At 67.1% G+C, this 12,786-nt stretch carries 12 protein-coding genes; 3 read left to right on the top strand and 9 right to left on the bottom strand.

Annotation, left to right across the window (positions count from 1 at the left end; all coding sequences use genetic code 11):
* Positions 1-59: 59 nt before the first annotated feature.
* Complete coding sequence (locus K5L94_RS00275; RefSeq protein ID WP_004153435.1) at positions 60-263, top strand: YdcH family protein; 204 nt, start codon at positions 60-62, stop codon at positions 261-263.
* Between the two features lie 118 nt (positions 264-381).
* Here the strand turns inward: K5L94_RS00275 and plsB are convergent, their stop codons facing one another.
* From plsB to K5L94_RS00250, 5 genes are all read right to left on the bottom strand, one after another.
* Entirely contained in the window at positions 382-3,018 is a 2,637-nt protein-coding gene (plsB, locus tag K5L94_RS00270) for a glycerol-3-phosphate 1-O-acyltransferase PlsB (protein ID WP_053448401.1), read from the bottom strand.
* Positions 3,018-3,971 carry a hypothetical protein gene (locus tag K5L94_RS00265; protein ID WP_053448400.1) on the bottom strand — a complete coding sequence of 318 codons (954 nt, stop codon included), beginning with the start codon at positions 3,969-3,971 and terminating at the stop codon, positions 3,018-3,020. The genes plsB and K5L94_RS00265 overlap by 1 nt, the downstream gene beginning before the upstream one ends.
* A gap of 280 nt (positions 3,972-4,251) precedes the next feature.
* Complete coding sequence (locus K5L94_RS00260; RefSeq protein WP_053448399.1) at positions 4,252-5,073, bottom strand: S1 family peptidase; 822 nt, start codon at positions 5,071-5,073, stop codon at positions 4,252-4,254.
* A gap of 219 nt (positions 5,074-5,292) precedes the next feature.
* Positions 5,293-6,018: an orotidine-5'-phosphate decarboxylase gene (gene pyrF / locus K5L94_RS00255; RefSeq protein ID WP_053448398.1), complete on the bottom strand. Its 726-nt coding sequence runs from the start codon at positions 6,016-6,018 to the stop codon at positions 5,293-5,295.
* Positions 6,015-6,938, bottom strand: a complete 924-nt coding sequence (locus K5L94_RS00250; protein ID WP_053448397.1) for a 5'-nucleotidase, lipoprotein e(P4) family — start codon at positions 6,936-6,938, stop codon at positions 6,015-6,017. The genes pyrF and K5L94_RS00250 overlap by 4 nt, the downstream gene beginning before the upstream one ends.
* Before the next feature lie 100 nt (positions 6,939-7,038).
* Here K5L94_RS00250 and K5L94_RS00245 point away from each other — a divergent pair, with 100 nt between their 5' ends.
* A complete protein-coding gene (locus K5L94_RS00245) occupies positions 7,039-7,692 on the top strand; it encodes a YceH family protein (protein ID WP_053448396.1) in 654 nt (217 codons plus the stop codon).
* Positions 7,693-7,770: 78 nt separating this feature from the next.
* Here K5L94_RS00245 and K5L94_RS00240 read toward each other — a convergent pair whose 3' ends face one another.
* The 4 genes from K5L94_RS00240 to K5L94_RS00225 form a co-directional block, all read right to left on the bottom strand.
* Positions 7,771-8,295 (bottom strand): GNAT family N-acetyltransferase, encoded by a 525-nt coding sequence (locus K5L94_RS00240; protein WP_053448395.1) that lies wholly within the window; start codon positions 8,293-8,295, stop codon positions 7,771-7,773.
* A 91-nt stretch (positions 8,296-8,386) separates the two neighbouring features.
* Positions 8,387-8,830, bottom strand: a complete 444-nt coding sequence (locus K5L94_RS00235) for a DUF3592 domain-containing protein (protein ID WP_187299785.1) — start codon at positions 8,828-8,830, stop codon at positions 8,387-8,389.
* Positions 8,831-8,893: 63 nt separating this feature from the next.
* Positions 8,894-9,658, bottom strand: a complete 765-nt coding sequence (locus K5L94_RS00230; RefSeq protein ID WP_187299784.1) for a DUF3592 domain-containing protein — start codon at positions 9,656-9,658, stop codon at positions 8,894-8,896.
* Between the two features lie 83 nt (positions 9,659-9,741).
* A complete protein-coding gene (locus tag K5L94_RS00225; RefSeq protein WP_053448392.1) occupies positions 9,742-11,718 on the bottom strand; it encodes a UvrD-helicase domain-containing protein in 1,977 nt (658 codons plus the stop codon).
* 101 nt (positions 11,719-11,819) lie between these two features.
* Between K5L94_RS00225 and K5L94_RS00220 the strand changes: the two genes are divergently transcribed.
* Positions 11,820-12,440, top strand: a complete 621-nt coding sequence (locus K5L94_RS00220; protein ID WP_008264720.1) for a thymidine kinase — start codon at positions 11,820-11,822, stop codon at positions 12,438-12,440.
* The last annotated feature ends 346 nt before the right edge of the window (positions 12,441-12,786 follow it).

Genomic DNA, 12,786 nt, shown 5'->3' with positions numbered 1-12,786 from the left:
GCCGGGCTGCGGGGCTCCCCTCTCCCGGCAGTCATCATCGCTGTGTATGCTCGGAGGCTGTGGACACCTACAGCCCCGCCGAGATCGTCGAGCACCTCGCCGCCCTGCGCGCCGAGCACCGCCTGCTGGATGAACAGATCACCCGCATGGCCGCCAACGGCGAGGACGAGCTGGAGTCCAAGCGCCTGAAGCGTCGCAAGCTGCAGCTGAAGGACTGCATCGCCAGGCTGGAAAGCCTGCAGATTCCCGACGAACCGGCCTGACGCCGGGTTCGGGTGGGGGCCAACCCTGGTTGGCCTGCTGCTCTGGTGGGTGCCAACCTTGGTTGGCACGACTGGAATGTGTGTGGACCAAGGTCCACACCCACCACAAGGATTCAGTTCAATCCTGCGGCGCAGCCTCGTCCGGGCGTGCCGCTTCCGGGCTGACCCGTTCGATGGTGTGGCGCAGCTCGCGGCCGAGGATGAACTTGGCATCCTTGGCCCAGGCATCCAGGCGTTCGTCGAACAGCAGCTTGCTGTTCTCGTCCGGCCACACCAGCCGCAGTTCGCGCAGCTTCTGGATGAAGCCGCGGAACAGGGACTTGTCGAAGAACTCCGGTGCCGCCGGTGCATACAGCAGGCTCAGCCGCTGCGCCGCCTGCTGGCACAGGCTTTCCAGCTCGGCCGCGCCAAGGACGCCGGGGCCGTTCTTCACCAGCACCGAAATGGCGATGTAGTAGCGCTCGAACGCCTGCTGCAGCGAATGGCCGATCGCACGCAGGCGGAACACTTCGTCGGTCTGCCCGGTGTTGCGCGCCAGGATGCCGCCGTCGTCATCGTTGACGTTCTGCAGCAGGCCCTCGCGCACGAACACATCGATGGTCCGGTCGATACGCTGGGCGAACTCGTCCTCGCTCCACGGCAGGAACAGCTCGGCCTGCAGGAACGGGTACACCGTGCGGCCCAGCTGGACCAGCCCGGTACGGCTCATGCGGCGGTTGTTCTGGAAGCAGCAGGCCACCCACGACGAGGCGGTGAACAGGTGCACCACGTTGTTGCGGAAGTAGCTCAGCAGCACCGCGGTATCGCCGCTGACGCTGAGCACGTCGCCCAGCGGGTGCTTGATGCGGGTGAGGACGTTGATTTCCTCGGCGTGGGCGATGATCCGCTCCGGCGAGTGCGGAGTCACCGTCACCCGGTCCGAATACGGCATCTCGACCAGCAGCGTCTTGCACAGCTCGATCTGCGCGATCAGGTCGGCCTCGCCCATTGCATGCTTGGGCGTGGACAGCAGGGCCAGCGCCAGCAGGTTGATCGGGTTGACGTCGGCGGCACCGTTGATGCGCACCTGGATGCGCTCGGCCAGCGTGTCCACCGTGGTCGACAGCCAGGCCGGCTTCTCGTCCTCGGACACCGCCTCGCCTTTCCACTCCGGCGCCTTCTCGGCCAGCACGTCGTTCAGCGCGATCGGCTCGCCGAAGTTCACCACCACCTGACCATAGTTCTGCTTGAGCACCTTGGGGATGCCCCACAGCAGCGACCAGATCGATTCCTTTTCCTTCGGCCGGCCGGACAGTTCGTCCAGGTAGCTGCCGCCTTCCATCAGTTTCTCGTAGCCGATGTAGATGGGCTGGAACAGCACCGGCTTGCGCGGCTGGCGCAGGAACGCGCGCAGCGTCATCGAGATCATGCCGCCCTTGGGCTGCAGCAGGCGACCGGTACGCGAGCGGCCGCCTTCGACGAAGTACTCCAGCGAGTAGCCACCGGCCACCAGCTGCGCGACGTATTCGCTGAGCACCGCCGAGTACAGCGCGTTGCCACGGATCGAGCGGCGGATGAAGAACGCGCCACCCTTGCGCAGCAGGGTGCCGACCACCGGCAGGTTCAGGTTGATGCCGGCCACGATGTGCGGCGGCACGATGCCGCGGTCGTACAGCAGGTAGGACAGCAGCAGGTAGTCCATGTGACTGCGGTGGCTGGGCACGTACACCACTTCGTGGCCCGGCGCGGCCGCCTTGAACTTGTCCAGGTGGTGCACCAGCACGCCGGCATAGATCCGGTTCCACACGTGGCTGAGCATGAAGCTGGCCGAGCGCACCACCGGGCTGGAATAGTCCGCGGCGATTTCCCAGGCGTAGGCGTGCGCCTTCTTCCAGGCATCGGCCGGCTTCGAATTGTCGCGCTTGGCCTGCGCGGCGATCGCCTCGCGCACCGGTTCGGCCGCCAGCACCTGGTCGACCAGCAGGCGCCGCGTCGACAGGTCGGGGCCGATCACCGATTCACGGATGCGGCGGAAATGGGTGCGCAGCACGCGCTGCAGCTTGCGCACCGTGCGCTCCGGCTCCAGGCCTTCGTCCACGGTGCTGCGCAGCGAGATCGGCGGGGCGAAGCGGACGATGGTGCTGCGGCCGTTGAGCAGCACCGCCAGCAGGCGGCGGAAGCGGCCGACCAGTGCCCAGTTTTCCGAGAACAGCACGGCGAACCAGCCGCTCTGCTTGTCCGGCGCGCGGCCGACGAAGATCGACACCGGCACCAGGTGCACGTCCAGGTCATCGCGCACGCGATGTGCCTGCAGCACCTTGGCCAGCGAATCGGAGTGGGTCTTGGCGCCACGCTGCTCGGGGATCAGCGAATTGCTGGAGCTGCGTCGCGACAGCGCCAGGTAGGCGCGCTTGCGGCCGGTCGGGTCACCGGCCAGCGGCACCAGCGGCGACGGCAGCCCGGCCTGGCGGCAGGCCTTGTCCAGGATCAGCGCATTCGACAGGCCGTAGTCTTCCAGCACATACATGACCGGGCGGCCATCGTTGTACTGGCCGGGGTCTTCCGGTTCGATCTTCAGCGACAGCCACGGCTCGACCAGGCGACCGAGGAGGCGCGCCCACAGCGGGCGGCGGCCGGCCGAACGCGCGTGCGCGGGCGGCGGTACCGGGTTCGGGCCGGTACCGGTCGAGGGGGACGCCGGCACCGTATCGGCGGGCGTCGACGGGGATTCTTCGCCGGGGAACGGCAGCGGGTTCTGTTTCGACATCGGCGCCATTATGGCTTAGGCGGTGGCGTTGCCGCTTCCCCGCCCTCGGCGGGTACTTCGGCCGGGGCCGGCGCCGCGTCGGCACGGGCCGCGTCGGCCTTGCGCAACAGCGCGTCGGTGTCGGCCAGGGTGCGGGTCAGGTACCAGTGGCCCTCGCGCCGGCTCAGCGGCAGCTGCAGGCTCATCTCGCGGCCCGCCAGGTCGTAGTGCAGGCGCACCAGCGCGTTGTCACCTTCCACCGACAGCAGTTCGCCTCGCACACTGCGCAGGGCTTCATCCACGCCCAGCCCGTAGCTGCCCAGCACGGCCTTGAGGGTATGGATGAACGGTGCCAGCTGCTGCAGGCTGCCTTCCATGCCCGCGGCCTGCAGGCCGGCCTCGTCATCGAAGCCAACCTTGCCGGCCGCACCGACCAGCGCGGCGATGGTGCTGCGCGCACGCGCGCGGTCGCTGATCGGTGCGCCCTGCGCCCAGACCGCCAGGGTCTCGACCAGGGCGATGTAGTGCGCCTGCTGACCGGGGGTGTAGCCCTTCTGGTGGCGCAGGTACTGCACGCCGAAGTTGCCCATCGACTGTGCGGCCTGGCGCACCGCACCGGCCTGGCCGGCCAGCTGGCGGTCGAAGCTGCGCTGCAGTTCGGTACTGGCATTGGGCTTGCGCAGGGCGGCCAGCATCGGCAGCAGCTGGTCACCCAACGGCAGCTCGGTCAGCGGCCACTGGCTGTGGCCCTCGGTCCAGGCCTGCTGCAGGCGCTGGTACTGGCTGGGCGGCACCGACAGCCTGGCGTAACCGACCAGATCGTCTTCGGCCAGCCGCAACGCCATCGCCTGCACCGCAGCCACCGGCTCGGCCGCCGGCTTGACCGGGGCGTTGCCAGACTCGCGGCACGCCGCCACGGCCAGCAGCAGCATGGCCGCCAGCCCCCATCCACGCGCAGACCTTCCTCGCACCGCCACGCTCATGCATTCGGACTCCCCGGACCGGTCCGCATCTTGCGGCCTGCGACGTGACAGCGGCAAGCCGGGCCGTCACGGTTTCCGCCAACGGCGATACAAGTGATTGAAAACCATAAAAAAAGAGCCGGGATCACGGGGATCACAGGCTCTTCAAGCCGGCACGGGGCCGGAGGACAGTGTTGTGGCACATGTCCGGTCCAGGGACCGGATGGCGGCGATCCTACGCTGCCCTGCAAGTTAAGGCAACACTTCACGTAATACGATATATCTATTTGATTTTATTGAATCAATCACGCTGCCAGACAGCCTCAATGAAATCTACGGCGTGTTTTTCGGCGATTCGGGCATAAACGCCGGGATAGCCGGCCAGCGCGCAGCCCTCGCCCCAGCTGACCACGCCGAACTGGGTCCAGCCCTCGCGCAGTCGCAGCAGCAGCGGACCGCCGGAATCGCCCTGGCAGCTGTCGATGCCCTCGCGGCCGGCACAGATCACCTTGCCGCTCGACAGCTCACCGCCGTAGGCCTGCTGGCATTCGTTGAACGGTACGAACGGCACCTGCACCGTCTGCAGCTGGGTGGGATAGACACGGCCATCGCCGATGTCGGTGTCGCCCCAGCCGATCACGGTGAACTCGCGTCCTGGCTTGAGATAGCTCGCATCGGGCCGCAGCCGCAGGGCGACCGGCTGCGCATCGGACAGCGGCGCGCTGAGCTGGATCAGGGCGACGTCGTGCTCCAGCGAATTGCCGCTGTTGAAGGCGGGATGGACGTGGATCGCCTTGACGTTGGAGCTGCGCGACGCGGTCTCTGTGGAGAGCGTGGTCTGTCCTCCCAGTACCGCCAGGCCGGTCGGTTGTTCGCCCTGCAGGCAGTGGGCGGCGGTGAGTACCCACGAAGGAGAAATGAGCGTTCCGCCGCAGAAATGGCGGTCATGGTCCGAGTCGCCGTCGAAGACGCCCTGGATGCTGACCATGAACGGGTACTCGCCCGGTTGGGCGGCTTCGCCGCCGATGATGCGCGGTACCTCACGCGCCTGCGGTGCGGCGATGACGGGTGCGGCGGACGCGGCCAACAGCAGGCCGATGAACAAAGAGGTGCTGCGATACATGATCCCTGTACTCCTCTATCGATGGTTGGAACCGGCGCGGCCGCGGTCCGTGCCGGTGCATCGATTGGGAAGCAGTGATGATCCCCACAGGGCGAACGCGCGCACAGTTTCCGCGCCTTGTGCTGCCTGCGTCAGTGGCGGCCGCACAAATGCGAACGCCATCGCGCACGGGTCGCGATGGCGTTCGTAGTGCCGGTGTGACCGGCGTATGCCGAAGGCTCAGCGTGCAGCCAGAGCCGACGCGATTTCCTGCTGGATCGCCCGTGCGGCCGACTGCGGATCGGCCGCCAGGCGGATCGGGCGGCCGACCACGATGGCATCGGCGCCATCGGCGAAGGCCTGGGCCACGCCCACGGTGCGCTTCTGGTCATCGCCGACCGGGCCGCCGGGGCGGATGCCCGGGCAGACAATCGAGAACCCGGCACCGGTGGCGGCACGGATCGGCGCAGCTTCCTGGCCCGACGCGATCACGCCATCGATGCCCGCCGCCTGGGCGGCCAGCGCGCGCTCGACCACCACGTCCACCGGCTCGCGGTCGATGCCCATCTGCGCCAGGTCCGGGCGGCCCATCGAAGTCAGCACGGTCACCGCCAGCAGGCGCATGTCGCTGCTGTTGGCGGCCGCGCAGGCCTCCATCATCGCTGGATGCCAGCCGTGGATGGTGGCGTAGCTGACCGGCCACTGCGACAACCGCTTGATCACCGCCGCGGCGGTGGCCGGGATGTCGAAGAACTTCAGGTCGACGAACACCCGCTTGTCGCGCCGGGCCAGTTCGTCGAGCACCTGGAAGTACTCGCCGGAGGCGAGCAGTTCCATGCCGATCTTGTAGAACGCCACGCTGTCGCCGAGGCGATCCACCCACTCCAGTGCCTGCACGCGGTCGGGCACGTCCAGCGCGAAGATCAGGCGCTCGTCATCGCGCAGCGGCAGTGGCGCGCGGCTCACGGTGCGTAGTCCAGGGCGGCGCGCTTGGCGTCGTGGCGGGCCTGGCGCGACTGGCTGTAGTCGTTGTTGAACTGCGCCGGCTCGAAGCCGCCGTAGGTCGGGTTCGGCAGCATCCACCAACGCTCGCCGAACCAGTCGTGGTACTGCTGCAGCAGCGCGTCACGGCCGTCGTTGGTGTTGGCGGTCACTTCCACGAAGTCACCCAGCTGGTCGCCGAACTGCATCAGCACGCGGTACTGCTGCCCGGCCAGGCGGCGGCGGCAGTTCTTCTCGCTGCCGTTCTGCTCGCAACCCGGCACCACGGTGCCCAGGCCGAGGAACACGCTGTCGTCGGCCACCGGCAGGCCCTGCTCGCGCAGGTTGGCCAGGGTCGCGTCCTTCAGGTGCACGGCGCGGTTGGAGATGTACAGCAGGGTCACGCCCTTGGCGTTGGCGGCCTTGGCGAAATCGACCACGCCGGGAATGGCCTTGGCCTTCTTCTCGGCCACCCACTGGTCCCAGGTCAGCTCGTCGTACTCCTTGCCGTCGCGCACCAGGCGCGCCTGGTAGGGCGAGTTGTCCAGCACGGTCTCATCCACGTCCAGTACCACGGCCGGCTTCAGGCCCTTGGCCTCGTTGCCGCGCTCCTCCGGCACCAGTGCGTCCCAGTGGGCTTCCTTCAGCGCTGCGTCCAGGTGGTCGGCGGCGGCACGGTAGGTCTGCTCGGTGATCGCTTTGTATTCCTGCGCGCGCTGCATCCACAGCACGGCATTGAGATTGTCGTTGGCGGTGGCATCAAGCGCACCCTCCGCCTTGGCAGCGGCGGCCGGGGCCTCCGGGGCAGTGGCTTCGGCGGCAGGCGCATCCACGCGCTTGCAGGCAGACAGGCCCAGCGCCGCGGTGGCGAGCAGGGTCAGGGACAGGGAAACGGGACGACGCATGGGTTCACCGGCAATCAGATATACCGGCGCATTTTACCGGCAAAGCCGCCGCCGGGACGGCTATGCTTGGCGGTTGACCCGTTGCCCTTCCGGAGGCGCCATGACCGATTCCGCCCAGACCCCCGACGTTCCCCTGCTCGACGCCGTGCAGGCCCGCCTGCTGGGCTGCCTGGTGGAAAAGGAGGCGACCACCCCGGACACCTACCCGCTGACGGTCAATGCCGCGCAGTCGGCGGCCAACCAGAAGACCGCCCGCGAGCCGGTGATGAACGTCGACGCCGGCAGCGTGCAGCACGCCCTGCGCCAGCTGGAGACGATGGGCCTGGCCCGCCAGCACTTCTCCTCACGGGCTGACCGCTACGAGCACCGCCTCCAGGCCGCGCTGGACCTGACCCGGCAGCAGACCGTGCTGCTGGCGTTGTTGCTGCTGCGTGGGCCGCAGACGCTGGGCGAGCTGGTGACGCGCAGCGAACGCCTGCACCGCTTCGCCGACACCGACGAAGCCCGCCACGCCATCGAGCGCCTGCAGCAGCGCGCGCTGCTGCTAGTGCTGCCGCGTGCCAGCGGCCAGCGCGAAGACCGCTACATGCACCTGCTGTGTGGCGAGGTGGACGGCGCGGCGCTGGCGGCCAAGTACGCCAGCAGCGGCGGTGGCGGCGAGGCCACCGACCCGGGCCTGGCCGAGCGCGTGGCCCAGCTGGAAGCGGCCGTGGCCGAACTGCAGGCGCAGCTGGCCGAACTGCGCGGCACTTGAGGGGGTGGGTGCCGACCGGTGGTCGGCACTGCATTTGAATCGTGCCGACCAACGGTCGGCACCCACCACGGCGCGGGGTCAGACCTGCGCCGCGCCCGGCGTGGCATACAGCCGGCTCGGGCTGTCCACGCCCGGCAGCTGGATCACCCCGCGTTCCTGCATGCCCAGGCCCAGCAGGATCTTCCCGGACGCCACGTTGTCCAGATCGGTGATGCCATACAGATCGTGCAGGCCCAGTTCGCCACGCGCGTAGGCGAACACCGCCCGCGCCGCCTCACCGGCATAGCCCTGCCCGGCGAATTCCGAAAGCACCGCATAGCCGATATCCGGCCCCGGCAGGCCATCGCGCCGCACCAGCCCGGCATTGCCCAGCCAGGCACCATCGGCCAGCCGCTCGATGGCGTACATGCCGAACCCGTTCAACGCATAGCTGTGCAGCACGCGCAGCGAAATGTACTCGCGCGCCTGCTCTTCGCTGCGCACGTTGCGGTCGCCGATGAAACGCAGGAAGCCCGGATCGTTGAGCAGTGCCAGCATCGGCGCAGCATCCCGGTCTGGTTCCAGGCGGCGCAGCCGCAGGCGTTTGCTTTCGATGGGTTGCATGGGTGGGCTCCGGAAGGAATACCTCGATTTTGCAACGCCAGCGCCCGCCGTGCAGCACGCTCAGGCCAAGTGGGCCACTACGATGCTCAGCCTAGCCACATGCCCCGTCACGCGGGCCGAACAGGATCGGCCAGTAGCGCACGCACAGGCGATGGACGCATGCGGCGATCAGGCAGAACCCCATGCCCATCAGCGCCAACAGCAGCGGTGCGCCCCAGCGCAATCCCGGGTGCTGGATACGAGCCTTGGAAGGCATGCCGCCGGGATATAGCACCTGTACCTGTTCGCCGACCACGTACAGTGGTGCCCCGGTAGCAAAGGACGCGGTGAACTGAATCATCTGCCCCTGTCCGGTCTGGAACCTCACCACCGGGCGATGCAGGGTGATGTCACGTGCGGGCATCCCCTCCATTTCCGACCGGGCATCCTCTGCCTGGACGGCCACCACCGTTCCGGTTACGGAAACGGCCTTGCGCGCGAAACGCTGGACGTCCACGAACAGCCAGGCGGCGGCCAGAAGGATCAGCAGGCCCACGGCAAAGAAAAACAGCAAAAAACATCTGAGGAGGGTGGGTATGGTGCTGGCCGGGTTGATCGATCAGCGTGCAGGTGCCGGCGCTGATCGAATGAAGGAGGTATCGACATGGTAGTAGCGCGGATTGCCCGGCATGACATGGACATCCAGTTCACGCCCACTCACCTGTGCACGGGGATCGGCCCAGAGATACGCACTGTGGAAGACATGCCATCGAGTGGTTTCAGGATCGCGCCAGGCGCAGACGATGACGAACGGATGCTTTCCCCCCGAAAATACTCCGCGATCGCGCTTGATCGCCCGGACCTTGGCTTGCACCCGTGTCCCGTGGCGAAGGAGCTGCCTGCGCCGCCATGCCCTCGCCGCCTGCGGCAGGCGCAGAAGTCCCGCCGCCAGCAGGAATGGGCCGCTGTTCAATCCCAGTATGACGCTCAGGCCCCAGGGTGATGAGAGCGAACGCACCAGGGCCTTGTCCGGGCGGTCCGGCAGGTACAGCACATCTACATGATCGCCCGTCATGTAGGCACGATGGCGGGTACGACCTGCGATGAACCGCATCACTTGCCCGCTGCTGGTAGTGAAGTCCACCGAGTACACGAACTTCACCACTGAAGTGCGCGAACCACCGCGATCAACACGGATGGCACCCACATGGGTGATCCTGCCATCGGCAATGACCGCCCCATCGAGGAAGCGCCTGGCACCAACGTAGGCCAGAAGCGCTGAAACAAGCAGGACCAGGCCCAGCCCGAGGAAGGTATGAGTGAGAACAGCAGGGATGTCGTTGGACACTATGAAGGACACGGCGCGCACTTCGGGTGCGCTCACACTAGGCCTCAACCCGATGCAGGCTCAAGGCCAGAAGCGTCAATCGGACGGATTGGAATACCAATTTAGTGGCTTTTCGATCCTCAATCGAACAGCGCCTCGATCGCCGCCAACCCCGCCGTTGCGCGCTCCTTCTTCCGCGCCGCATCGGCCACCGGATCCGCACCATCGCGCTGGATCTCCTCGGCCGGAATCTCCTCGAAGAACCGGCTCGGCTTCAGCCGCACGTGCTCGCCGAACTTGCGCGTCAGCTTGCTGTAGCTCATCCACAGCTGGATCTTGGCCCGGGTGATGCCCACGTACAGCAGGCGTCGTTCTTCCTGCAGGTTGCCCTCGTCCAGGCTGACCTGGTGCGGCAGCACGCCGTCCTCGCAGCCGACGATGAACACGTACGGGAATTCCAGGCCCTTGGAAGCATGCATGGTCATCATCCGCACCTGGTTGCCGCCCTCGTCCTTGTCGCTGCGCGACAGCAGCGCCAGCTGTCCGGCCAGGTCGGCGGCGGTGGCACCGCGCGGGCCGCCCTCGAACCACTGCGCCAGTTCCTCGATGTTGTTGGCGCGGCGCTGGTAGCTGGCCTCCTCCTTGGCCTGCTGGCGCAGCTCGCTGAGCAGGCCGGATTCCTTGGCGACCTTGCGGATCATGTCGCCGGAGGTGACCTGCCGGGTCTGCGCACGCAGGTCGCGCAGGATGTCGGTGAAGCGGGCCAGGCTGTTGGCGGCACGCGGCGGCAGCTGCTGCAGGGCACCGATCGCCTCGGCGGCCTGCGCCATCGGCATGTCCTTTTCCTGTGCCAGTTCGGCCAGCTTGGCCAGCGTGCCGGCGCCGACGTCGCGCTTGGGCGACTGCACCGCGCGCATGAACGCGGTGTCGTCGTCCGGGTTCACCAGCAGGCGCAGCCAGGCCAGCGTGTCCTTCACTTCCTGGCGCTCCAGGAACATGGTGCCGCCGGTCAGGTGGTACGGGATGCGCAGCAGCTGCATCGCCTTTTCCAACGGACGCGACTGGAAGTTGCCGCGGAACAGGATGCAGAAATCACTCCACGGCACATTGCGCGACTGCGCCACGAAGGCGATCTCGGCCGCGACCTTTTCGGCTTCGTGCTCGCTGTTGCGGCATTCCCACACGCGGATGCGCTCGCCGTCGGCCTGGTCGCTCCACAGCTTCTTCAGGTGCTCGTGCGGGTTGTTGGCGATCAGCGCGTTGGCCGCGCGCAGCACGCGGTTGGAGCAACGGTAGTTCTGCTCCAGCTTGATGATCTCCAGCGCGGGGTAATCGCGCCCCATCTGCTGCAGGTTTTCCGGGTTGGCGCCGCGCCAGGCGTAGATCGACTGGTCATCGTCACCCACGCAGGTAAAGTTGCCTTTGTCGCCGGCCAGCTGCTTGAGCAGGCGGTACTGCGCGTCGTTGGTGTCCTGGCATTCGTCCACCAGCAGGTAGCCGATGCGCTCGCGCCAGGCCAGCGCGATCTCCGGGTTCTCTTCCAGGATCTGCACCGGCAGGCGGATCAGGTCGTCGAAGTCGACCGCATTGAACGCGGTCAGGCGCAGCTGGTAGCGCTCGTAGACGCTGGCCGCTTCCTTCTCGCGGTTGCTGCGTGCGGCGGCCATCGCCTGCTCGGGCGACAGGCCGGCGTTCTTCGCGCGCGACACCAGGTTCTTCATGTCCTCGATGTCGTCGGGCTTGGCCCCGTACATCAGGTCCTTGATCTGCGCAGCGGCATCGTCGGCATCGAAGATCGAGAAGCCGCGCTTCAGGCCCACCGCAGCGTGCTCGATCTGCAGGAACTTCAGGCCCAGCGCATGGAAGGTACAGATCGTCACCTCGTCGGCATCCTGCTCGCGCAGGCGCTTGGCCACGCGCTCGCGCATTTCCTTGGCCGACTTGTTGGTGAAGGTGATCGCCGCGATGCGCCGGGCCGGGTAGCGGCCACAGCCGATCAGGTGGGCGATCTTTTCCACGATCACGCGGGTCTTGCCACTGCCCGCGCCGGCGAGCACCAGCAACGGACCTTCGATGTGCAGGACGGCGGCGGCTTGGGGGGGATTGAGACCGTGCATGGGGACAGGATTGTAGCGGGGCCGGGTGACGACCACAGCCGGCCGCCGGTGGGGTTGCTGAACGGCTTCGGCGGACTGGGGCTGCGGCGTACAATCCGTCGATGGCCAAGCTCTACTTCTACTATTCGGCGATGAACGCCGGCAAGACCACCACCCTGCTGCAGAGCGCACACAACTACCGCGAGCGCGGCATGCGGGTGGCGATCCTGACCCCGCGCCTGGACGATCGTGCCGGCGCCGGCGTGGTCGCTTCGCGCATCGGCCTGCGCGCCGATGGCATGGCCTTCGACCGCGATACCGACCTGCAGCGCTGGGTCGAGCAGGATCTGGCGGCGAACGGGCCGATGGGCTGCGTGCTGGTGGATGAGGCGCAGTTCCTGACCCGCGCCCAGGTCTGGCAGCTCAGCGAGGTGGTCGACCAGCTGCGCATTCCGGTGCTCTGCTACGGCCTGCGCACCGATTTCCGCGGCGAGCTGTTCGAAGGCAGCCAGTACCTGCTGGCCTGGGCCGACGAGATGCAGGAGATCAAGACCATCTGCCACAGCGGCAAGAAGGCCACGATGACCGTGCGCGTGGACGAGCATGGCCACGCGGTACAGGATGGCCCGCAGGTGGAGATCGGCGGCAATGACCGCTACGTGTCGGTCAGCCGCGCCGAATTCAAAAAGATCACCCGCGGTGAAGGGCGGATCGACCCGGCGCAAGCGCCGCTGCCGTTGTAAGGGGTGTTCGGCAGGGCTGCGCCCTGCACCTGCGGTAGTGCCGGCCGCTGGCCGGCAACAGCAACAGCAACAGCGAAAGCTGGCATTCCGTGGGATGGCGGGGCGGTGTGGGATTGCAGGACACGCCGTAAACCCGTCCCTGGGGGCTCGATGGCGCCATCCATGGCGCCAACGGTCCTGCAAGCCCACACCGCCCCACCTCTGACAGATCCCCGCGACTGTTGGTAGGTGTCGACCTTGGTCGACACATCTGTCAGATATCGAATGAAATTCCGGGGTCAGATCCGTTTTCCTTCGGAAAACGGATCTGACCCCACGAGCTGTTCCAACAGATCGCGCAAAACTG

Source organism: Stenotrophomonas forensis (assembly GCF_028752115.1).
In the GTDB taxonomy this organism is placed as follows: Bacteria; Pseudomonadota; Gammaproteobacteria; order Xanthomonadales; family Xanthomonadaceae; genus Stenotrophomonas; species Stenotrophomonas forensis.
The sequence above is the reverse complement of the archived record's forward strand: the minus strand, read 5'-3'. Positions and strand labels throughout refer to the sequence as shown.

Excerpts from the sequence above, each read along its gene's own strand:
- plsB (WP_053448401.1), bottom strand. The coding sequence starts at position 3,018 with ATGGCGCCGATGTCGAAACAGAACCCGCTGCCGTTCCCCGGCGAAGAA.
- K5L94_RS00265 (WP_053448400.1), bottom strand. The coding sequence starts at position 3,971 with ATGAGCGTGGCGGTGCGAGGAAGGTCTGCGCGTGGATGGGGGCTGGCG.
- K5L94_RS00260 (WP_053448399.1), bottom strand. The coding sequence starts at position 5,073 with ATGTATCGCAGCACCTCTTTGTTCATCGGCCTGCTGTTGGCCGCGTCC.
- K5L94_RS00250 (WP_053448397.1), bottom strand. The coding sequence starts at position 6,938 with ATGCGTCGTCCCGTTTCCCTGTCCCTGACCCTGCTCGCCACCGCGGCG.
- K5L94_RS00245 (WP_053448396.1), top strand. The coding sequence starts at position 7,039 with ATGACCGATTCCGCCCAGACCCCCGACGTTCCCCTGCTCGACGCCGTG.
- K5L94_RS00240 (WP_053448395.1), bottom strand. The coding sequence starts at position 8,295 with ATGCAACCCATCGAAAGCAAACGCCTGCGGCTGCGCCGCCTGGAACCA.
- K5L94_RS00225 (WP_053448392.1), bottom strand. The coding sequence starts at position 11,718 with ATGCACGGTCTCAATCCCCCCCAAGCCGCCGCCGTCCTGCACATCGAA.
- K5L94_RS00220 (WP_008264720.1), top strand. The coding sequence starts at position 11,820 with ATGGCCAAGCTCTACTTCTACTATTCGGCGATGAACGCCGGCAAGACC.